An 18933-nucleotide genomic window follows, 5' to 3' on the forward strand; every position below is an offset into this window, starting at 1 on the left:
GCGGGCCCGTTTCAGTCGCGCAGCAGATCATTGATCCCGGTTTTGGACCGGGTTTGCGCGTCCACGGTTTTCACAATGACAGCGCAATAAAGCGATGGCCCAGGTGTTCCATCGGGCAAGGGCTTGCCAGGCAAAGCGCCGGGAACAACCACAGCATAAGGGGGAACTTCGCCCATATGCACTTCGCCCGTGGCCCGGTCGACGATCTTGGTCGAAGCGCCCAGATACACGCCCATCGACAGCACCGCGCCTTCGCCAACGCGCACGCCTTCGGCCACTTCGCTGCGCGCGCCGATAAAGGCGCCATCGCCGATAATGACAGGTTCCGCCTGAAGCGGTTCGAGCACGCCGCCAATGCCGGCCCCGCCCGAAATGTGCACATTTTTGCCAATCTGCGCGCACGATCCAACCGTCGCCCAGGTATCGACCATGGTGCCTTCATCGACATAAGCGCCGATATTGACGAAGCTCGGCATCACCACTGCGCCTTTGCCGATATGGCTGCCGCGCCTAACGACCGCGCCGGGCACCACGCGAAAGCCTGCATCGCGAAAACGGTTTTCGCCCCATCCGGCAAATTTGATCGGCACCTTGTCAAACGCCGCCTCGCCCGCGGCGGCATCGGGCATGACGCGGTTGTCGTTGAGCCGGAAGGATAGCAGCACGGCTTTCTTTAACCACTGGTTCACTTGCCAGCTGCCATCAGAGACAGGCTCAGCAACGCGCGCTTCGCCGCTGTCGAGCATTGCGAGCGCATCGGAAACGGCATGACGCACCTCGCTGCCCGGCGTTATGTCCTGACGGTTTTCCCAGGCCTGTTCGATTTGGGCAATAAGTGTCTCGGTCATGGAGGTATCTCGCTGGGTTGCAGTTTGGCGTTGTCGCTTGCGAGGCTGCTAGCCGCGCAATCCCGGTGCAGCAAGCCTTATAGAGCGATCCCGGGTGCGACCTTAAAAGAATGGCGAAGAATGCGCTGCGTTCCAAAAAAGCCGCAGATCTTGAACCAAAATGGCGCTGCTATGGGTTGCCTCTTGTCAGCCTGTTAAGCTTACACTTAAACAGGTTTCTTAGGAGGCTGTCGAACAGGACATAAAAATATGATTCAACCGTCTCCGCGCGGCTCGCGCAAATCCGCCCCGCTTTCGATTACAAAGACATCGATTTCTCAAGCGAACCGATCGCCCAATCCGGCCGCATCGCGCGCTACGGTCCAGCCCGATGTGATACGGCGCGATGTGATACGGCCCGATGATAGGGCCCCGATCCGCTGGAAAATCGTGGTTGCTGCGGTGGCTTGCGCTGCACTCACGGCTTGCGGCGGCGGCGGTACGTCGGGCGGAAACGGCGTTTCCTCAGTTCCGCCGCCGCCACCGCCGCCACCTCCTCCGCCGCCGCCTCCACCACCTCCGCCGCCGCCACCTCCGCCGCCCACGAATTTCGACACGCAGGAATTTCGGCGTTCTGATGGTCCATCATTCCACGCAGCGGACGAAGCATGGCGGCGCAATTTTACCGGAAACGGGGAAATCATTGCGGTGATCGATACAGGGCTGGATGAAGACAGCCCCGAATTTGCAGGCCGCGTGCATCCCAATTCAACCGATATTGTCGGCAATCGCGGCATCACACCCGAAGATGACCATGGCACCAATGTATCCCTGGTGGCTGCTGGCGGGCGCGATGATACCGGCGTTTTGGGGATTGCTTTCGATTCCCAAGTGCTCGCCATTCGCGCTGACAGCATCGGCAGCTGCGGCGATGATACACCGCAAGATGCGGGGCTGGATTGCAGTTTCACCGATAGAGACATTGCGCGCGGCGTCGATCTGGCGATCAATACCGGAGCGACTGTCATTAATCTCAGCCTTGGAGGCGGAGCCGCGTCCCAACCTCTGCTCAATGCGATTGGCCGTGCGGCTGATGCGGGCATCGTGGTTGTTGTGGCGGCTGGTAATGGCGGTGACGGTTCCGAAGCGGGGATCGATCCGGATCAGCCCGACCCCTTCGCATCCAGCCTGCAGGAAGCGGGCAATGGCAATGTCATTATTGTCGGGTCGGTCGATGCCTCGGGTAATATTTCCGATTTCAGCAACCGCGCAGGCAACTTCTCCGCGTCTTATCTTACGGCACTCGGCGAACGGGTGTGCTGCGTTTATGACAATGGCGAACTGTTCGTCGAAACGGTTGATGGCTCGCAATTCGTAACTCTGTTTTCGGGCACCAGCTTTGCTGCACCGCAAGTGGCAGGGGCGGTTGCGTTGCTGGCTCAGGCATTCCCCAATCTTTCAGCCAATGACATCGTCGAAATCCTGCTCGATACCGCGCGTGATGCGGGCGCTGCGGGGACAGATGATGTGTTTGGCACAGGCATTCTGGATCTCGCCGCAGCGATTGCGCCGCAGGGCACAACGCGGCTGGCAAATACCGGCACGGCTTTGGCATTGGTGGATGATTTTGCGGTGGGATCAGCCGCGATGGGCGATGCGCTGACAGGGTCAAGCCTGCGCACCGTGGTGCTCGACAGGTATGACCGGGCCTATAATGTTCAGCTTGGCAGCCAGTCGCGCTCGGCTGCGCAAGTGCAGCGTTTGCGCGGCGCGGTGGAACGCGGCGGCACAACGCATTCGGCGGGCAGTGACGCGCTGTCTCTGGCCGTTACGGTGGGTGATGGCCCGCTGGCAGGCGGCCTGAACTGGGCGCGCGATCTGCAATTGTCTTCGCGCGATGCCCAAGGTGCGCGCGTTCTGGCAGCGCGGGTGGCCGCGCGCATCGCGCCTGACATGCAGCTTGGCTTTGCCATTTCGCAAAGCGCGCATGGGCTGGTTGCGCAATTGCAGGGGAGTGAGCGCCCCGCTTTCGCCATCGCGCCTGATGCCAGCAATGATGCAGGCTTTCTGGAAAGCAGCGATGTCGCGATTGCCGCGCGCCATACGATCGGCCCGTGGGGCGTCACGCTGTCGGCTGAAGCCGGGCGCGCCTGGCTTGGCAATAATCGCCTTGTGGGCGGGGCGGCAATTGGCGTTCGCGAACGCCGCCCAACGGCCACCTTTGGCCTCGCGGCTGATCGATCGTTTGGCGATCTGGATACCAATTTTGCACTGACTTGGCTCGCCGAGGAAGAGACCGTTCTGGGATCGCATTTCAATTCCGGTTTCGGGATCACCGGGGCGGATACGCTGTTCCTTGACGGGGAGGCGGGGTACAATTTTGCTCCCAATTGGCGGCTTGGTGGATCGCTACGCGCCGGCGTAACCCGGCCGCGTGCAGGATCGCTATTGGGCTCCGGCTCGCAATTGCTGACGCAAGGGTGGTCGCTTGACCTTGCCAAACGCAGCACTTTTGCATCCGGTGACAGCATCGGTTTCCGCCTCAGCCAACCCTTGCGGGTAAGCGGCGGGGCGCTCAATTTTGAGCTGCCGGTCGCTTACGATTACGCCACCGAAACATCGGTGATCGGCACGCAGCGCCTGACGCTGACACCCAGCGGGCGCGAGGTTATGGGCGAATTTGCGTGGGGCACGCCGATGTTCTTTGGCTATGCGAGAGCCAGCGTGTTCTATCGCCGAGAGCCGGGCCACTTTTCCGCTGCGCCCGATGATATGGGCGCCGTGATCCGGTTTGATGCCAGGTTTTAGGTTGCTGGCTGGAGCTTCAGCCAAAACTGAAGCTCCAGTGCAGGTCTATTCGGGCATTCCCGCCGCTTTGGCAAAGCTGTAAGCGCTCGCCATCAAGGGCTGCACGCGCTCGCTCATCTTCTTTGCATGAGCCGACGATGCGGTGCCATCGATCACGCGTTTTTTGATGCCCTGCATAATGCCAGCCAGCCGGAACAGATTATAAGCAAAATACCAATCCATTGGCGGCACGGGATACCCGGTGCGCGCGACATAGCGTTCGACCGCTTCATCCTTGGATGGGATGCCCAATTCTTGCAGGTCGAGACCCATCAATCCCGCGCGTCCATCGGCCGGATTGAACCAGTTGAGCATCAGATAGCTGAAATCCGCAATCGGATCGCCCAATGTCGACAATTCCCAATCCAGCACTGCGATTATGCGCGGCTCATCGCTTGCGAAAATCACATTGTCCAACCGGTAATCGCCATGCACCACGCTTGAACCGTGCTGCGGCGGGATCGTTTGCGGCAGCCATTCGATCAGCCGCTCCATCATCGGCTGATGCTCGGTTTCTGACAGCTTGTATTGCTTTGACCAGCGCGAGATCTGGCGGGCGCAGTAATCGGTGGGTTTGCCATAATCGCCAAGCCCGATATCACCGGGCGCATTAAGGTGCAGATCGGCCATCGTATCAATCAGCGCGTAATAGATATCGCGCCGCTCGCTTGGCTCAAGACCGGGCAAAGCGCCATTCCATAAAGAGCGGCCATCGGCCATGCTCATGACGAAAAATTTGGAACCGAGCACGCCCGCATCTTCGCATAGGCCATATGTGCGCGGCACGGGAAATCCGGTCGGATACAGCCCCGTCATCGCGGTGTATTCACGGTCAACCGCATGGGCAGATGGCAGCAATTTGCCAAAGGGCTGGCGGCGCAGGACGTAATTTTGCCCAGGCGTTTCGATTTTATAGGTGGGGTTGGATTGCCCGCCTTTGAATTTGGTGTAGCTGATCGGGCCTGAAAACCCTTCGACATTCGCTTCAAACCACGCGGTCAGCGCCTCCAGATCAAGCTTGTCCGCTTCTGGCACTTCGACGGTGCCGACCATTTCTGTGTCGAAATCAATATCCATCAATCAAACACCACCACACTGCGCGCGGAATGCCCTTCGCGCATTTTGTCAAAGCCTGCATTGATATCGTCAAGGCCAATGCGCTCAGCAATAATCGTATCGAGATCGAGCAGACCGCGCATGTAGAAATCCACCAGGCGCGGCAGATCGACGGGGAAATGGTTGCCCCCCATGATCGCGCCCATCAGTTTCTTGCCAGAGAGCAAATCCATGGCCGACAGGCCCACTTTGCAATCGAGCGGCATCATGCCCAGGATCACTGCGCTGCCGCCGCGCCGCAAAGATGCGACCGCAAGATCAGCGGCCGCCTGACGGCCCACCGCCTCGATCCCCCAATGCACGCCGCCACTCGAAATCTCCAGGACTTGTTTGGCGGCATCATCGGCAAGAGCATCAATCACATGCGTCGCGCCAAGGGTTTGAGCGAGCTCACGCTTTTCCGGCAGCGGATCTGCTGCGATGATCTGACCTGCGCCTGCAATTTTGGCAGCGTTGATCGCGGCAAGGCCCACGCCGCCGCAGCCAACCACCAGCACGCTTTCCCCCGGTGTGACTTTGCACGCATTGAAGATCGTGCCAGCTCCCGTTGTCACAGCGCAGCCGATAACGGCGGCGCGGTCCATCGGCATGTCCTTGTCAATCGCCACACAGGCGTTTTCGTGGATCAGCATCTGTTCGCTGAAGGCCGACAGATTGAGCATCTGATTGACCGTTTCGCCATTGCTGCGGGACATGCGCGGCGCATCGCCTTTGCCGCGCCGGGTGGCTGCGCCCAGGCACAAGGCCATGCGGCCCGTCACGCAAAATTCGCAAGTGCCGCAAAAGGCGCTGAGGCAGGATACGACGTGATCGCCCGGTTTCACCGTGCGCACTTCACTGCCCACAGCGCGCACCACGCCCGCTGCTTCATGCCCCGGTATCGCGGGGAGAGGATGCGGATAGGCACCATCAATGAAGTGCAGATCGGAATGGCAAAGCCCGCAGGCCTTGGTGTCGATCAGAACTTCGTGCGGGGCAGGATCGGCAAGCTCAATATCGCCGATCACAAGCCCTTCGCCCGGAACTTCCAGGATTGCTGCCTTTGCCATTTGTCCTCTCCCCTGGCGCGCCGCGCGTTAGCGCGCTGCGCCGATATCACCTGCGCTCATACCGCCGTCATTGGCCGCATCACCCACGCCGCCACCGCGCAGCGCGTTTGCGCTGGGGCCTGCTTCGGGCACATGCTTGCCAAATTCCATGCGTGCAATGGAGCGGGCGTGCACTTCGTCCGGGCCATCGGCCAGCCGCAAAGTGCGCTGATGGGCATAGGCAGAGGCAAGGCCGTAATCGTTCGATACGCCGCCGCCGCCATGGGCCTGAATGGCATCATCAATGATCTTGAGCGCCATATTGGGAGCCTGAACCTTGATCATGGCGATTTCCTGCTTGGCCGATTTGTTGCCGACTTTGTCCATCATATCGGCCGCTTTCAGACACAATAGGCGCGTCATATCGATATCGATCCGGGCGCGGGCCACGCGTTCTTCCCAAACCGAATGCTTGTAAATCGGTTTGCCGAAAGCTTCGCGTTCCTGCAGGCGCTTGCACATTTTTTCCAGCGCTTCTTCCGCGCAGCCAATGGTGCGCATGCAATGGTGGATGCGGCCCGGGCCAAGGCGCCCCTGCGCGATCTCAAACCCGCGTCCTTCGCCCAGCAGCATATTGCTGACAGGTACGCGCACGTCTTTCATTTCCACTTCCATATGGCCGTGAGGTGCGTCGTCATAGCCAAAGACGGGCAAGTGGCGCAGGATGTTCACGCCGGGGCTGTCAATCGGCATCAGCACCATGCTTTGCTGCGCATGGCGTTTCGCTTCAAAATCGGTTTTGCCCATCAGGATCGCGATTTTGCAGCGCGGATCGCCAAGGCCAGAGGACCACCATTTGCGGCCATTGATGACATATTCATCGCCATCGCGTTCAATCCGGGTTTCGATATTGGTCGCATCGGATGAAGCGGTGAAGGGCTCTGTCATGAGGAAGGCAGAACGGATTTCGCCGTTCATGATCGGACCCAGCCATTGTTCCTTTTGTTCGCGCGTGCCGTAGCGGTGGAACACTTCCATATTGCCGGTGTCAGGCGCGGAACAGTTGAACACTTCCGATGCCCAGCCAATCCGGCCCATTTCTTCGGCACACAAAGCGTATTCGAGATTAGTCAGGCCAGGGCCGTCAAATTCGAAGGTGTCATCGACATGGTGGTGGCTGTCATTGCGCGGAGGCATGAACAGGTTCCAGATGCCCGCTTCTTTGGCGAGCTTCTTTTTGTCTTCGATGATCTGGATGACTTTCCAGCGATCCCCTGCTGCATCCTGTTCGTGATAGGTGTCCATATTGGGGCGAACATGCGTTTCGATGAAATCGCGCACGCGGTCGCGCCAATAGACCTGTCGTTCTGTCGGCTGGAAATCCATGGGGTGATCCTCTCTAGTCCTGAATTGCAATCGAATCTGTTGCGGGCGACCGTGGCAGAGCGGCTTGCCTGCGCCAAGCTCTCATTTGTGGCACTTTGTCTTGCTACATCGCATCTGGCTGAAGCCGTAGCGACAACCTTTTGATGCGCGCTTCGTGTTCTTCGCGGGTGATCGGGAACCGCGCGAGCCAATAGGCCGCGACAAGCGCCAGAATGATGGTCAGGCCGGCAAAGGCAGTGATGATGGTTGCAATGACATCAAACGGCACTTTGGTTGGGTCAGCGCCCTGTTCAAGCTGCGAAAATCCGATGATCTGCCCGGTCAATGCCGCTCCAAAACCGGTGGCGCATTTCTGCACCAGCCAGTTGCCCGAATAAAACGATCCTTCTGCGCGGCGTCCGGTGCGTTCTTCGAATGCCTCGACTATTTCTGCCAGCATGGAAGTGGATGAAATCATCACCACCACGCCGAACATATTGGCGAAAATGACGAACAGATAATACAGCACGGTCGATGGGAAAGAGGCGATTGGCGGCCACAAACCTGCAAGAAACAGTCCATAAGGCGCGGTGCCGATCACAAGCGCGAGGATCGCAGACCAGGCAGCGCTTGCAGGCTTGCCAAAACGTTGGTGCATGGGCGCCACAATCATGAACATGCCGATCACCGACACCACCAGCACAAACGGATAAGCGGTCAAACCATTGAGCCAGGCAGGGGCCCAATCGAACGTCACCCGGTCCAGCTGCCAGACATAGACATTGAGAAAGTTGGAGATGGAGAAATTCATCCCCTGGCTGATATAAGCGGCGAGCGCTCCGGCGGCGAAAATCAGAAACGCTTTTTCGCTGAAGGCCTCAACGATTTCGCCAAAGGCATCCTTGACGCTGAAAGGTGGGGGCTTTTGTTCGGGCAAATGCGCAACCAGCTTGTGCTGGCCAATGGCGGACCCGAGCACAGCCACTGCCATCAGGACCGCGCCCACCGTTCCCCATACCGGATAGCCTGCCTGATTGAGCAAGCCATTCTCGCCCGGCATAAACACGGTATAGGCCAGCACCATCATGAGAATGCCGCCAAGCCAGCCTGACAAAAAGCGAAACCGGAATAAGGTCGTGCGCTCATCGTAATCGGACGTAAGTTCAGGCACGAGGCTGATCGAGGGCACTTCGCAGGCCGACAGCAGCACCCGGATTGTCACCATCAATCCCAACAAGCCGAGCGCCGACGGCGCCTCACCGCCCGGCGGGGACCACAGCATCACCCAGACAAACGCCAGCGGGATCGGCGCGGCATAAAGCCAGGGCAATCGCCTGCCCCAACGGGTGTAAGTGCGATCAGAAAGATATCCGATGATCGGATCGACAAAGGCATCAATTAACAAGGCTGCGAGCAGGATCAGCCCGACGAGGCCCGCATCCATTCCCAGAACCTGACTGTAATAGAACAGCAGGAAGAACAAGAATCCCCCGTCCTTAACCCCGAATGCCACCGCGCCAAAGCCATGAATAAGCTTCAGCCGCATCGGCAATTTGCCTTGCACAAAACTCATTGCGGCCCCTCATCTGGGCGACAATGATCTGCGAGATCCCGTCATCGTGGTTCTCCCAAACCTTGACCCTAAGCGTAGGCTTGCGATGTTTTTCGTCAATGATGTGTGTGGCCAAAGACCGGTGACGCTACGGCAAGCGAGGCCGTTTGCGCAAAGCGGCCGAATTGCGGTTTGAAAGCTTGCAGGAAGGCGCGAAATAACGATAACGTAAGCGTCAAGTGGGAGCTTATTTGAGAGGAGTTACGCCTGTTATGGCTGATCTGGAAACATTCCGCACCGAGACGCGGCAATGGCTTGAGGCAAACTGCCCGGCTGAAATGCGCGAGCCTGTACGCGATGAAGAAGACGTCTATTGGGGCGGCCGCAATGCGGTGTTCAAAAACGACGCGCAAAAGGCCTGGTTCGAAGCGTGTGTAGCAAAGGGCTACACCGTGCCAGCATGGCCAAAGGCATATGGCGGGGCCGGACTGGAACCGGCTGAGGCGAAAGTGCTGCGCGAGGAAATGGGCCGCATTGGTGCGCGCCCGCCGCTCAGCTCATTCGGTATCTGGATGCTTGGACCCGCTCTGCTGAAATTCGGCACTGAAGAGCAGAAAAAACATTTCCTCGGCCAGATCGCCCGCGGAGAAATTCGTTGGTGCCAGGGGTATTCAGAGCCCGGCAGCGGTTCGGACCTTGTATCCTTGCAAACCTTTGGCGAAGACAAAGGCGATCACTGGGTCGTCAATGGGCAAAAGGTCTGGACCAGCTATGCCGATCATTGCGACTGGATTTTCTGCCTTGTCCGCACTGACAAGAACGACAAATATCGCGGCATCACATTCATGCTGTTTGATATGGAAAGTGAAGGCGCATCAACGAAGCCGATCAAATTGATCAGCGGCAATTCGCCTTTCTGCGAAACCTTCTTTGACAATGTAAAAGTGCCCAAATCTTACGGCGAAGGTATTCCTGCACAAGTCGGCGAGATCAATCGCGGCTGGGACGTGGCGAAATATCTGCTGGGTCACGAACGCGAGATGATTTCGGGCGCGGGCGGCGGTGATCGCACCTCTGCCATTGGTGCCGCGATGAAACGCCATGCGGCCAAGACCGGCGATGAGATTGATCCCGTTTTGCGCGCCGAACTGGCGATGTTTGATGTCGATGCGCTTGCCTATGGCGCGATGGGGGAAAAATTCCTCGACGAGATCAAAGTTGGCAAAGCGCACCCGGCGCAGCCAAATATGATGAAATATGCGGGCACCGAGCTGAATAAGCGCCGGCATGAATTGATGATGACAGCAGGCGGTTCGCGCAGCTTGGAATGGGAAAGCGACGAGACCGAGGGCGGAAAACCATCGCGCAACTGGCTTCGTACCAAGGCCAATTCGATCGAAGGCGGAACGTCAGAAGTCATGCTCAATGTGATTTCCAAACGCATTCTCGAACTGCCGGGTTCGTAAACACTATTGGCGTCACCCCAGCGAAAGCTGGGGTCTCGTGCCGCTAGAGGAACACCCGGCGGCAGACGATCCCAGCTTTCGCTGGGATGACGTTTCTTGAGAGGACGAAACACAAATGCCCCTATTTCATGACGAAGATCAGGCCATGCTGGCCGACAGCGCAAGCGGCTTTATGGCCGAAGAAGGCAATATCGCGAAACAGCTGCGCCACTATCGCGATGGCAATTGCCCCGATGGATTTGGCCACAAGCTGTGGAAGCAAATGGCCGAGATGGGCTTTACAGGCATGCTTGTGGGCGAAGAGGATGGCGGGCTTGGCATGGGCCATGTCGAAGCGGGCATTGTGCTGGAGGAGATTGGCCGCAATCTTACGCCTTCGCCGTTTCTGACCAGCTCCGTTCTGGCTGCGACCGCGCTCAAACATGGCTCGTCCGATATGAAAGGCCGCTATCTGCCCGGCCTGATCGAAGGCGACAGCGTCTTTGCCGTGGCGATTGATGAAACCGCAAAGCACCGGCCCAGCCGGATCGCCACGCGCGCAGAGAAATCGGGCAATGGGTTCAAATTGTCGGGCGCAAAAACCTTCGTGATCCAGGCGGTCGCGGCCGACATGCTCGTGGTTGCCGCGCGCACCAGCGGATCAGACGATGACAATGACGGCATCACCTTGTTCGCCGTGCCAAAAGATGCCGCGAACATGGTGCAGGATCCTGTGCGGCTGGTTGATAGCTCGGTTGCAAGTCACATCAAATTTGACGGTGTTGAATTGGACGGCGATGCGGTGATCGGCGACGTTGATGGCGGCCGCGATATTCTCAACGCTATGCTCACCGCAGGCCGTATCGGTGCAGCCGCCGAAGGTGTGGGCGTCGCCAGCGGCGCGATGGATATGACCATCGATTACCTAAAACAGCGCAAGCAATTCGGCACCCTGATCGGTGAATTCCAGGCATTGCAGCACCGCGCCAGCCACCTTTATTCCGAAGTTGAAATTGCGCGCGCTGCCGTCATCAAAGCGCAGCAATTGCTGGATGCAGGGGCTGAAAGCGCTGATCTGATGAGCTCTGTCGCCAAAGCGAAAGTCGCCAAAACCGCAGGGCTTTCGGTGAAAGAAGGCGTGCAGATGCATGGCGGGATCGGGATGACCGATGAATATGACATCGGCCTTTACATGAAGCGCGACCGGGCTTTGCAGGAATTTTTGGGCGATGCCTATTTCCACGCCAACCGTGTCGCTGAACTCAGCGGATATTGAGGAAGCAAGTCCATGGATATCCAATCCCTGTTCGGCCTTGATGGCCGTATCGCATTGGTCACAGGCGGCAGCCGCGGCATTGGCAAGATGTTTGTCGAAGGGTTGCTCGCGGCCGGCTGCGTCCGGGTTTACATCTCGGCGCGCAAAGTTGAGCAGATGGAAGCCACCATTGCCGAATTTGGGGCTGATAAAGTGATCGGCATTCCCGCTGATCTGTCCCAGATGGACGGCATGCAGCATGTTGCCGATGAAATGGCTAGCCGCGAGGACAAGCTTGATATCCTCATCAACAATGCGGGCGCTGCTTGGGGACAGGATTATCTGGAATTTTCCGAAGCGGGCTGGCACCGCACGATGGACCTGAATGTCAAAACGCCGTTTTTCCTGACCCAGAAATTGCACGATCTGCTGGTGGCAGCTGGCAAAGGCGATCATCCGGCCAAGGTTATCCATGTGTCCAGCATTGATGGTCAGCGGATCAATCCCTGGGAGACCTATCCCTATCAGGCGTCAAAGGCTGCGGTGATCCAACTCACCCGGCGCATGGCGGCTCGGTTGATACAGGACAATATCATCGTCACTTCCATCGCGCCGGGCGCGTTCGTCAGCGAAATGAACCAGGCGGCCAAGAACGATCCTGCCACGAGCGCGGCGGGTATCCCGGCCAAACGCATCGGCACCAAAGAAGATATGGCAGCGGCGGCGATTTACCTGTGCAGCCGGGCAGGCGATTACGTCGTCGGCGATACGGTCACAGTGGATGGCGGCATCGTAAACGCGGCTTTGCCAGCATCATTCAGCGATCCATCGGGCGGCGTATAACGGGGCCATATTGGATGGGCCGGCGTAACGGATCGCGGCGCGCGCGCGTATAGGTCTGTGAACCTGCCCGTTATTCGGAGAGACCATGATGCCTGCGCTGTTTTTCCCTCGCTTTGCTGCTTTGCTTCTGGTTGGCGGAGTTTTCGCTCTGGCTCTTGCTGCGCTGCCGCTAACTCCGCTCGCTGCGCAAGATAGCGAGGAAGAGCGCGCGCCTGCTCCTGACTTTAGCGATGAAGCAGCCCCCGATGAAACGCCGCAGAAACCGTCCGCTGAAATGGCTGAAGCGCTTGACCGGATGGGCGAAGTGATTGCGGCGCTGGATGGCGAGGCGAGCCGCACCGGCAACAATTGGCAGTTTAATCTCGATGAGCAATTGATGATGGTCGTCACCGATCCCAATGCCGGGCGGATGCGGATCATCACTCCGATTGCTGAGGCTTCTGCCCTTCCCGAAGGCGGGATGGAACGGTTGATGCAGGCCAATTTCGACACCGCTCTGGATGCGCGATATGCGGTGGGCCAAGGCGTTGTGTGGGGCATTTTCCTCCACCCGCTCGACAGCTTGACGACACGCGATTTCGCGAGCGGAATTTTGCAGACCAAATCGCTGGCCGATACATTTGGCACCACTTTTTCAAGCGGCGCGCTGAATTATGGCGGCGGGGATAGCGGCGCGATCATTGACGAACAGCTCAAACAATTGCTGGAAGAATTGGAACAGCGCGAAACCGTTTGAGCGCCAAGCGCTAGAGCCTGCTCCGGTAAGCTATCCCATCAATCCGCGCACAAACGGGATCAGCCCCGTCTGGCGCGTGCGGCGCATCCGTTCTGCATCGAGCACTTCGCACACGCGGGCAAAGCATTCGTCCACATCGTCATTGATAACGACATAATCATATTCGGCCCAATGGCTGATTTCATCGCGCGCGCGTTCCATGCGGGCATCAATTACACCTTCGGAATCCTGCGCGCGTGCTTCCAATCGGCGGCGCAATTCATCAAGGCTGGGCGGCAGGATAAAGACGCTGACCACATCCTGCGCGTCTTTTTGATAAAGCTGCTGTGTGCCTTGCCAATCAATGTCGAACAGGAAATCGCGCCCCTCTTTCAACGCTTCGCGGATGGCGCCTTTGGGCGTGCCGTAGCGGTGGCCAAACACCTGCGCCCATTCGTAAAAGTCATCCTCTGCGATCATCGCATCAAAGCGCTCTTCGGAGACGAAATGGTAATGCACGCCGTCTTCTTCGCCGGGGCGGGGCGGGCGCGTGGTGGCAGAAACCGACATTTCGATATGACGGTCCGCTTCCAGCAGCATGCGCGACAGGGTCGTCTTGCCCGCACCAGAAGGAGAGGACAGGATAAAAAGCAGCCCGCGCCGTTTCAGCGCGTTGGTTTGCAGCGGAGGCGCGGTGCGTTCAGCGGTCATGCGCCAGGCTCTTCGCGCGTGAGAGCGGGGCGATCATCAGCAGCCGCGTGCGCCTTTTGGACACTGCGCCCGCGATCATAGAGCGTTTTGACCAGCACCCCGCCTGCCACCAGTGCAAGGCCCGGCACGGACCGGGTGGCAAGCTTGCTCGCCCCATACAGCGCAAGGCTGGTGACGACGGTGCGCCCGTCGATCAGTTCGCGCGCTTTGGCAGGATCGTAAGCGGCAACGACCATGCGCTTTTCCAGCTGGTCAAGCACAAGGCGCCCCGCGGCTTTCACAAGCAGCCCGGTAATCACCGCATTGGTGGCCGGATTGGTGCTGGGCAGGGGCAACGATTTTGCAGGTTCGCCGTCAGGCGCGGTGTCACTGACCGAGCCGTCTTTGCTCGCGCCTTTCGCCTTGCCTCGTTTCAGGATGCCCATCAGCCAAACGCCTTCCCGCGCTATTTCTTGCGGCCAAAATCCACTGAGACGACGTTCGAGCCATCGCCATCACCGCCCGCGCCATCTGCGTCGTCATTGCCTTCGGTGCCGTCATTTTGCGCCGCGTCATGCTCTTCGGGCGCAAGATCATCGACAGCGGCCTGAAACTGCAGACCAAAATCAACCGCCGGATCAACAAAGGCCGTGATCGCGGCAAAGGGCACTTGCAGTTTGGCAGGGATTTGATTGAAGGACAGGCCAACCGAAAAGCCCTCTTCGCGCACTTCGAGTTCCCAGAACTTGTTCTGAAGCACGATCGTCATTTCATCGGGAAAGCGATCTTTCAGATGCTGCGGGATCGATACGCCGGGCGCGGTGGTTTTGAATGTGATGTAGAAATGATGCGTTCCCGGCAATTCGCCGCCGCCGCTTTGAATCTCGCCCAGCACGCGGCCCACAACCGCGCGCAAAGCTTCCTGCACGATTTCATCGTAAGGTATTAGGCTGTCAGGCGTTTCATCGGTCATGATCGTTAAAGAAGTGGCTGCGCGCGCGCCGATGGTCAAGACCTGTTCGACAACTATCCGGGATTGCACGAGGCTGACAGGCGCTTATAGCGCGTGGCACTATGACACAAAACGCCTCTCAATCCGCTCCCGTTTCTGGCCGAACCGGCCACATCGCGCGCAAAACCGCCGAAACCTCGATTGATATCGCGGTCAATCTGGATGGCAGCGGCGTTTATGATGTTTCGACAGGGATCGGTTTTCTCGATCATATGGTGGAGCAGTTTTCCAAGCATTCGCTGATTGATGTCACGATGAAAGTGACAGGCGATCTGCATGTCGATCAGCATCACACAACAGAAGACAGCGCTATCGCACTGGGTCAGGCGCTGTCTGATGCGCTGGGCGATAAAGCCGGGATTGGCCGGTACGGTGCAGCCTATTCACCGATGGACGAGACACTGGCGCGCGTGGCGCTTGATATATCGGGCCGTCCGTTTCTGGTCTGGAATGCCGCGTTCACTCAGGAAAAGCTGGGCGAATGGGACACCGAATTGATCGAACATTGGTTCCAATCGGTCGCTCAAACCGCCGGGATCACGCTGCATATCGAATTGCTGTATGGCAGCAATAATCATCATATTTGTGAGAGCATTTACAAAGGCTTCGCCCGCGCCATGCGCATCGCAGTGGAACGAGATCCGCGCAAAGGCGACGCGGTGCCGTCAACCAAGGGGCAATTGGGCGGATAGGCCATGTTTGTGATTGATCTGGAATACACCGCCGCGCTTGATGTGATTGATGCGCTTTTGCCCGATCATCAGGCGCATTTGCGCAGCGGCCATGCTGACGGTGTGTTTTTAAGCTGGGGCCGCAAACAGCCGCGCACAGGCGGTATCATCCTTGCCGTCGGAACCCGCGAGGCTGTTGAACTGCGTGTGAGCGATGATCCTTTTGTGCGCGAGGGCGCTTGCAAAGTGACGATCACCCAGATGATCCCGACATTCGCTGCAAAGGGGCTGGAGGCGTTGACGGCGTGACTACCGCGCTCATCGATTATGGTGCGGGCAATCTGCATTCGGTTTACAACGCTTTGAAAGCGGCTGGCGCGGATGTGACCGTTACCGCCAATGCCAGCACAGTGCGCACCGCTGACAGGATCGTGCTGCCGGGGGTTGGATCGTTTAAAGCGTGCAGCGATGGTTTGCGCGCGCTGCCCGGCATGATTGAGGCGATGGAAGAACGCGTGCATATTGGCGGCGCGCCGTTCCTTGGCATTTGTGTCGGCATGCAATTGCTGGCTACGCGCGGGCTGGAATTTGGCACGCATGAAGGGCTGGGCTGGATCGCGGGCGAAGTGCGCCTCATCACGCCCAGCGATCCCGCGATCAAGGTTCCGCATATGGGATGGAATGATGTGGCCCTGCTGCCCCATGCAAAAGGGCATGCCGTGATTGATCCGGGCGAGGCGTATTTCCTCCATTCCTATCATTTCGCCGCCGAAAACCCGTCGGATATCACCGCGATGACCGATCACGGCGAGGGGCTGGTCGCAGCCATTGGGCGCGGCACCATGCTGGGCGTGCAATTTCACCCCGAAAAGAGCCAGGCCTATGGTTTGGCGCTGCTCGAAAGGTTTCTGGAATGGAAGCCGTAGAGCCTTCGCTGCAAAACATTTCCTACAGCGGGAAATTGGGGCAGAGTTACACAGTGGCTAAATCGCAGTTGAAAGTGCCGAAATGCTAAAGGTTACACTTTTGAATCGGAAATGGGCCTCAAACTCAGGGGATGCGGGGCTTTGCGCCCGCGCACAACTTTTGCAAAAACCCCTCTCAGCGGTCCACGTCTCAGCCCCGAGCGTGAAGGAAATGCCATGATCGTCTTCCCCGCCATCGACCTGAAGGCAGGCGAGGTGGTGCGCCTATCCGAAGGCGATATGGACCGCGCGACGGTTTACGGCGATGATCCTGCTGCGCAAGCCGCGCTGTTTGCCGAGGCCGGCGCGCAGCATCTGCATGTGGTGGACCTTGATGGCAGCTTTGCCGGTGAAGGGCGCAATGCAGAGGCGGTGAGAGGAATCATCAAAGCGTTTCCCGGCCATGTGCAATTGGGCGGCGGTATCCGCGATGCAAGCGGGGTCGAAGGCTGGTTCAAGCTGGGCGTTTCGCGCGTCGTAATGGGCAGCGCCGCGCTCAAAAACCCCGAATTCGTGCGTGACATGGCGCGGGAGTGGGAAGGCGGCATCGTGGTCGCAGTGGATGCCAAAGACGGCATGGTCGCAACCGAAGGCTGGGCCGAGGTTTCCGATGTCCCGGTGGTCGATCTGGCAAGGCGGTTTGAGGATGCAGGCGTTGCCGCGCTGCTGTTCACCGACATTGGCCGCGATGGGCTGCTGAAAGGCGTGAACGTGGATGCGACAGTTGAACTCGCCCGGCGTGTCGACATCCCTGTGATCGCGAGCGGCGGGGTCAAGGGCCTCGACGACATCCACGTGCTGGCCGCTCATGCAAGTGAGGGAATAGAAGGGGTGATAACAGGCCGCGCGCTGTACGAAGGCAGGCTGGACCTGGCCGCCGCAATTGCGATGGGGACGAGGGTTTGAGCAGTCTACTAGCTCTCGGCCTAGTCGCATCCGGGATGGCGGTGCTATTGGCGGCGTTCCGAATGGTGCGGCGAAGTATCTTCGGGCCGATCCAGCGCAATGACGATCCGGTTTCGTTCTGGTGTGTCGTTTTGCTGTATGGAGGGCTTGGCGTTTCGTGCTTCGTCATTGCTGCAGAAAGAGTGTTCACGCCATGACCGTCCGCATTCGCGTCATCCCCTGCCTGGACGTTGCCGATGGCCGCGTGGTGAAAGGGGTCAACTTCGTTGATCTCAAAGACGCAGGCGATCCGGTGGAGCAGGCGCGCGCCTATGATGCGGCGGGCGCGGATGAGCTGTGCTTTCTCGACATCTCGGCCAGTCACGAAGGACGCGGGACATTGCTCGATATCGTCAAACGGACGGCTGAGGTGTGCTTTATGCCGCTGACGGTTGGCGGCGGGGTGCGCAGCGTGGATGATGCGCGCGCGCTGCTTCTCGCAGGGGCGGACAAGGTGGCGATCAACTCAGCTGCCGTTGCGCGGTCAGACCTTGTGGCAGAGATCGCCGCGCGCTTTGGCAGCCAATGCGTGGTGGCCAGCGTTGATGCGCGCAGCGTGGTGCCGCCTGTGGGCGAAGAGGCTCCCAAATGGGAGATCTACACCCATGGCGGGCGCAAACCGACCGGGATCGACGCGGTGGAATACGCGGCTAAGGTGGCTGAGCTTGGCGCGGGCGAGCTGCTGGTGACCAGCATGGACGGCGATGGGACCAAAGCAGGCTATGACCTTGCGCTAACCCGCTCAATTGCTGACCGCGTGAGCATTCCAGTGATCGCCAGCGGCGGTGTGGGGACGCTTGATCACCTCGTGGACGGCGTGCGCGAAGGCGGGGCGAGCGCGGTGCTGGCAGCCTCGATCTTCCACTTTGGCACGCACACAATCAGCGAGGCACATGCAGCGCTGCGCGAGGCAGGCTTGCCTGCGCGCGGGGTATGAGGGAAGAGGGCGGGATGACAGACACTCTCCAACGGCTCGAAGCCACGATCGCGGCGCGCGCTGATGCTTCGCCTGATACAAGCTATGTGGCCAAGCTGAATGCGAAAGGCGTAGGCGCCATCGCGCAGAAAGTGGGTGAGGAAGCGACCGAGGCGGTGATCGCGGCGGTTGCTGGCTCTCCTGATGAGCTGACAAGTGAGGCGGCCGATCTGGTGTTCCACCTGCTGGTGCTGCTGCACAAGCGCGGTGTGTCGCTTGAGGATGTGACCAGTGAACTGGCGCGGCGCGAAGGGCTGTCAGGCCTGGATGAGAAAGCGCAAAGGAGCCAATAAAGCGATGCCAATCGATGCCACCCAGCCCTATGATGATGACAACATCTTCGCCAAGATCCTGCGCGGTGAGATACCCTCTGCCAAGGTTTATGAGGATGACTGGGCCTACGCCTTTGAAGACATCAACCCGCAGGCAGACGTGCACACATTGGTGATCCCCAAGGGCCGCTATGTGAGCTGGGATGACTTCAGCGCGAACGCGCCTGATGCGGAGATTGGCGGGTTCGTGCGGGCTGTCGGCAAGGTCGCTCGGATGAAGGGGCTGGTTGAGCCGGGATACCGCTTGCTTGCCAATGTGGGCCAGCATAGCGGGCAGGAAGTGCCCCATCTGCACGTCCACCTGTTTGGAGGACATCCCCTTGGTCCCATGATCGCGCGGTGATTGCTG

General features: G+C 58.9%; 21 protein-coding genes. 12 read left to right on the forward strand and 9 right to left on the reverse strand.

The features are described from left to right. Positions 1–11: 11 nt before the first annotated feature. The gene (dapD, locus tag AC0V6L_RS08670; RefSeq protein WP_486150098.1) at positions 12–848 is read right to left on the reverse strand and encodes a 2,3,4,5-tetrahydropyridine-2,6-dicarboxylate N-succinyltransferase; all 837 of its coding nucleotides are present in this window, start codon (positions 846–848) and stop codon (positions 12–14) included. 317 nt (positions 849–1165) lie between these two features. Continuing rightward, positions 1166–1531, reverse strand: coding sequence for a hypothetical protein (locus AC0V6L_RS08675; RefSeq protein WP_486153887.1), 366 nt, complete (start codon positions 1529–1531; stop codon positions 1166–1168). A gap of 4 nt (positions 1532–1535) precedes the next feature. Between AC0V6L_RS08675 and AC0V6L_RS08680 the strand changes: the two genes are divergently transcribed. Continuing rightward, the gene (locus AC0V6L_RS08680; RefSeq protein WP_486153888.1) at positions 1536–3635 is read left to right on the forward strand and encodes a S8 family peptidase; all 2100 of its coding nucleotides are present in this window, start codon (positions 1536–1538) and stop codon (positions 3633–3635) included. Positions 3636–3680: 45 nt separating this feature from the next. On the opposite strand, the gene AC0V6L_RS08685 is transcribed toward AC0V6L_RS08680, so the two are convergent. The 4 genes from AC0V6L_RS08685 to AC0V6L_RS08700 all read right to left on the reverse strand — a co-directional run bounded on the left by AC0V6L_RS08685 (position 3681) and on the right by AC0V6L_RS08700 (position 8756). Next, positions 3681–4751 (reverse strand): phosphotransferase family protein, encoded by a 1071-nt coding sequence (locus AC0V6L_RS08685; protein ID WP_486153890.1) that lies wholly within the window; start codon positions 4749–4751, stop codon positions 3681–3683. Next, positions 4751–5839 carry a Zn-dependent alcohol dehydrogenase gene (locus AC0V6L_RS08690; protein WP_486153891.1) on the reverse strand — a complete coding sequence of 363 codons (1089 nt, stop codon included), beginning with the start codon at positions 5837–5839 and terminating at the stop codon, positions 4751–4753. Before AC0V6L_RS08690 ends, AC0V6L_RS08685 begins: the two co-directional genes overlap by 1 nt. 27 nt (positions 5840–5866) lie before the next feature. Then, the gene (locus AC0V6L_RS08695) at positions 5867–7204 is read right to left on the reverse strand and encodes an acyl-CoA dehydrogenase family protein (protein WP_486153892.1); all 1338 of its coding nucleotides are present in this window, start codon (positions 7202–7204) and stop codon (positions 5867–5869) included. Positions 7205–7307: 103 nt separating this feature from the next. Beyond that, a complete protein-coding gene (locus tag AC0V6L_RS08700; protein WP_486153893.1) occupies positions 7308–8756 on the reverse strand; it encodes an MFS transporter in 1449 nt (482 codons plus the stop codon). 251 nt (positions 8757–9007) lie between these two features. Between AC0V6L_RS08700 and AC0V6L_RS08705 the strand changes: the two genes are divergently transcribed. From AC0V6L_RS08705 to AC0V6L_RS08720, 4 genes are all read left to right on the forward strand, one after another. Next, entirely contained in the window at positions 9008–10201 is a 1194-nt protein-coding gene (locus AC0V6L_RS08705) for an acyl-CoA dehydrogenase family protein (protein WP_486150108.1), read from the forward strand. A gap of 115 nt (positions 10202–10316) precedes the next feature. Beyond that, positions 10317–11456, forward strand: coding sequence for an acyl-CoA dehydrogenase family protein (locus AC0V6L_RS08710; protein ID WP_486153894.1), 1140 nt, complete (start codon positions 10317–10319; stop codon positions 11454–11456). Positions 11457–11468: 12 nt separating this feature from the next. Continuing rightward, positions 11469–12278: an SDR family oxidoreductase gene (locus tag AC0V6L_RS08715; protein ID WP_486153895.1), complete on the forward strand. Its 810-nt coding sequence runs from the start codon at positions 11469–11471 to the stop codon at positions 12276–12278. A gap of 85 nt (positions 12279–12363) precedes the next feature. Then, positions 12364–13014 carry a hypothetical protein gene (locus AC0V6L_RS08720; protein WP_486153896.1) on the forward strand — a complete coding sequence of 217 codons (651 nt, stop codon included), beginning with the start codon at positions 12364–12366 and terminating at the stop codon, positions 13012–13014. Between the two features lie 30 nt (positions 13015–13044). On the opposite strand, the gene gmk is transcribed toward AC0V6L_RS08720, so the two are convergent. The 3 genes from gmk to AC0V6L_RS08735 are packed head-to-tail and all read right to left on the reverse strand — an operon-like array spanning position 13045 to position 14656. Then, a complete protein-coding gene (gene gmk / locus AC0V6L_RS08725; RefSeq protein ID WP_486150116.1) occupies positions 13045–13704 on the reverse strand; it encodes a guanylate kinase in 660 nt (219 codons plus the stop codon). Beyond that, positions 13701–14129, reverse strand: a complete 429-nt coding sequence (locus AC0V6L_RS08730) for a hypothetical protein (RefSeq protein WP_486153897.1) — start codon at positions 14127–14129, stop codon at positions 13701–13703. The genes gmk and AC0V6L_RS08730 overlap by 4 nt, the downstream gene beginning before the upstream one ends. A gap of 20 nt (positions 14130–14149) precedes the next feature. Beyond that, positions 14150–14656, reverse strand: coding sequence for an SspB family protein (locus AC0V6L_RS08735; protein ID WP_486155086.1), 507 nt, complete (start codon positions 14654–14656; stop codon positions 14150–14152). A 101-nt stretch (positions 14657–14757) separates the two neighbouring features. On the opposite strand from AC0V6L_RS08735, the gene hisB reads away from it, so the two are divergent. The 7 genes from hisB to AC0V6L_RS08770 all read left to right on the forward strand — a co-directional run bounded on the left by hisB (position 14758) and on the right by AC0V6L_RS08770 (position 18927). Beyond that, on the forward strand, positions 14758–15387 hold the full coding sequence (hisB, locus tag AC0V6L_RS08740; protein WP_486153898.1) for an imidazoleglycerol-phosphate dehydratase HisB: 630 nt from the start codon (positions 14758–14760) through the stop codon (positions 15385–15387). A 3-nt stretch (positions 15388–15390) separates the two neighbouring features. Further along, complete coding sequence (locus tag AC0V6L_RS08745) at positions 15391–15675, forward strand: YciI family protein (RefSeq protein WP_486150122.1); 285 nt, start codon at positions 15391–15393, stop codon at positions 15673–15675. After that, positions 15672–16292, forward strand: coding sequence for an imidazole glycerol phosphate synthase subunit HisH (gene hisH, locus AC0V6L_RS08750; protein WP_486153899.1), 621 nt, complete (start codon positions 15672–15674; stop codon positions 16290–16292). Before AC0V6L_RS08745 ends, hisH begins: the two co-directional genes overlap by 4 nt. A 216-nt stretch (positions 16293–16508) precedes the next feature. Beyond that, a complete protein-coding gene (gene hisA / locus AC0V6L_RS08755; RefSeq protein WP_486153900.1) occupies positions 16509–17237 on the forward strand; it encodes a 1-(5-phosphoribosyl)-5-[(5-phosphoribosylamino)methylideneamino]imidazole-4-carboxamide isomerase in 729 nt (242 codons plus the stop codon). A 193-nt stretch (positions 17238–17430) separates the two neighbouring features. Next, complete coding sequence (gene hisF / locus AC0V6L_RS08760; protein ID WP_486153901.1) at positions 17431–18213, forward strand: imidazole glycerol phosphate synthase subunit HisF; 783 nt, start codon at positions 17431–17433, stop codon at positions 18211–18213. A 14-nt stretch (positions 18214–18227) separates the two neighbouring features. Continuing rightward, positions 18228–18545, forward strand: coding sequence for a phosphoribosyl-ATP diphosphatase (locus AC0V6L_RS08765; RefSeq protein WP_486150132.1), 318 nt, complete (start codon positions 18228–18230; stop codon positions 18543–18545). Positions 18546–18549: 4 nt separating this feature from the next. After that, on the forward strand, positions 18550–18927 hold the full coding sequence (locus AC0V6L_RS08770) for a histidine triad nucleotide-binding protein (RefSeq protein WP_486153902.1): 378 nt from the start codon (positions 18550–18552) through the stop codon (positions 18925–18927). Positions 18928–18933 lie beyond the last annotated feature (6 nt).

It is taken from the genome of Erythrobacter sp. JB1-15 (assembly GCF_057365035.1).

Coding starts and splice junctions, on each gene's coding strand:
- dapD (WP_486150098.1), bottom strand. CDS start 848: ATGACCGAGACACTTATTGCCCAAATCGAACAGGCCTGGGAAAACCGT.
- AC0V6L_RS08675 (WP_486153887.1), bottom strand. CDS start 1,531: ATGATTTCCCCGTTTCCGGTAAAATTGCGCCGCCATGCTTCGTCCGCT.
- AC0V6L_RS08685 (WP_486153890.1), bottom strand. CDS start 4,751: ATGGATATTGATTTCGACACAGAAATGGTCGGCACCGTCGAAGTGCCA.
- AC0V6L_RS08690 (WP_486153891.1), bottom strand. CDS start 5,839: ATGGCAAAGGCAGCAATCCTGGAAGTTCCGGGCGAAGGGCTTGTGATC.
- AC0V6L_RS08695 (WP_486153892.1), bottom strand. CDS start 7,204: ATGGATTTCCAGCCGACAGAACGACAGGTCTATTGGCGCGACCGCGTG.
- AC0V6L_RS08700 (WP_486153893.1), bottom strand. CDS start 8,756: ATGAGTTTTGTGCAAGGCAAATTGCCGATGCGGCTGAAGCTTATTCAT.
- AC0V6L_RS08705 (WP_486150108.1), top strand. CDS start 9,008: ATGGCTGATCTGGAAACATTCCGCACCGAGACGCGGCAATGGCTTGAG.
- AC0V6L_RS08710 (WP_486153894.1), top strand. CDS start 10,317: ATGCCCCTATTTCATGACGAAGATCAGGCCATGCTGGCCGACAGCGCA.
- AC0V6L_RS08715 (WP_486153895.1), top strand. CDS start 11,469: ATGGATATCCAATCCCTGTTCGGCCTTGATGGCCGTATCGCATTGGTC.
- AC0V6L_RS08720 (WP_486153896.1), top strand. CDS start 12,364: ATGATGCCTGCGCTGTTTTTCCCTCGCTTTGCTGCTTTGCTTCTGGTT.
- gmk (WP_486150116.1), bottom strand. CDS start 13,704: ATGACCGCTGAACGCACCGCGCCTCCGCTGCAAACCAACGCGCTGAAA.
- AC0V6L_RS08730 (WP_486153897.1), bottom strand. CDS start 14,129: ATGGGCATCCTGAAACGAGGCAAGGCGAAAGGCGCGAGCAAAGACGGC.
- AC0V6L_RS08735 (WP_486155086.1), bottom strand. CDS start 14,656: ATGACCGATGAAACGCCTGACAGCCTAATACCTTACGATGAAATCGTG.
- hisB (WP_486153898.1), top strand. CDS start 14,758: ATGACACAAAACGCCTCTCAATCCGCTCCCGTTTCTGGCCGAACCGGC.
- AC0V6L_RS08745 (WP_486150122.1), top strand. CDS start 15,391: ATGTTTGTGATTGATCTGGAATACACCGCCGCGCTTGATGTGATTGAT.
- hisA (WP_486153900.1), top strand. CDS start 16,509: ATGATCGTCTTCCCCGCCATCGACCTGAAGGCAGGCGAGGTGGTGCGC.
- hisF (WP_486153901.1), top strand. CDS start 17,431: ATGACCGTCCGCATTCGCGTCATCCCCTGCCTGGACGTTGCCGATGGC.
- AC0V6L_RS08765 (WP_486150132.1), top strand. CDS start 18,228: ATGACAGACACTCTCCAACGGCTCGAAGCCACGATCGCGGCGCGCGCT.
- AC0V6L_RS08770 (WP_486153902.1), top strand. CDS start 18,550: ATGCCAATCGATGCCACCCAGCCCTATGATGATGACAACATCTTCGCC.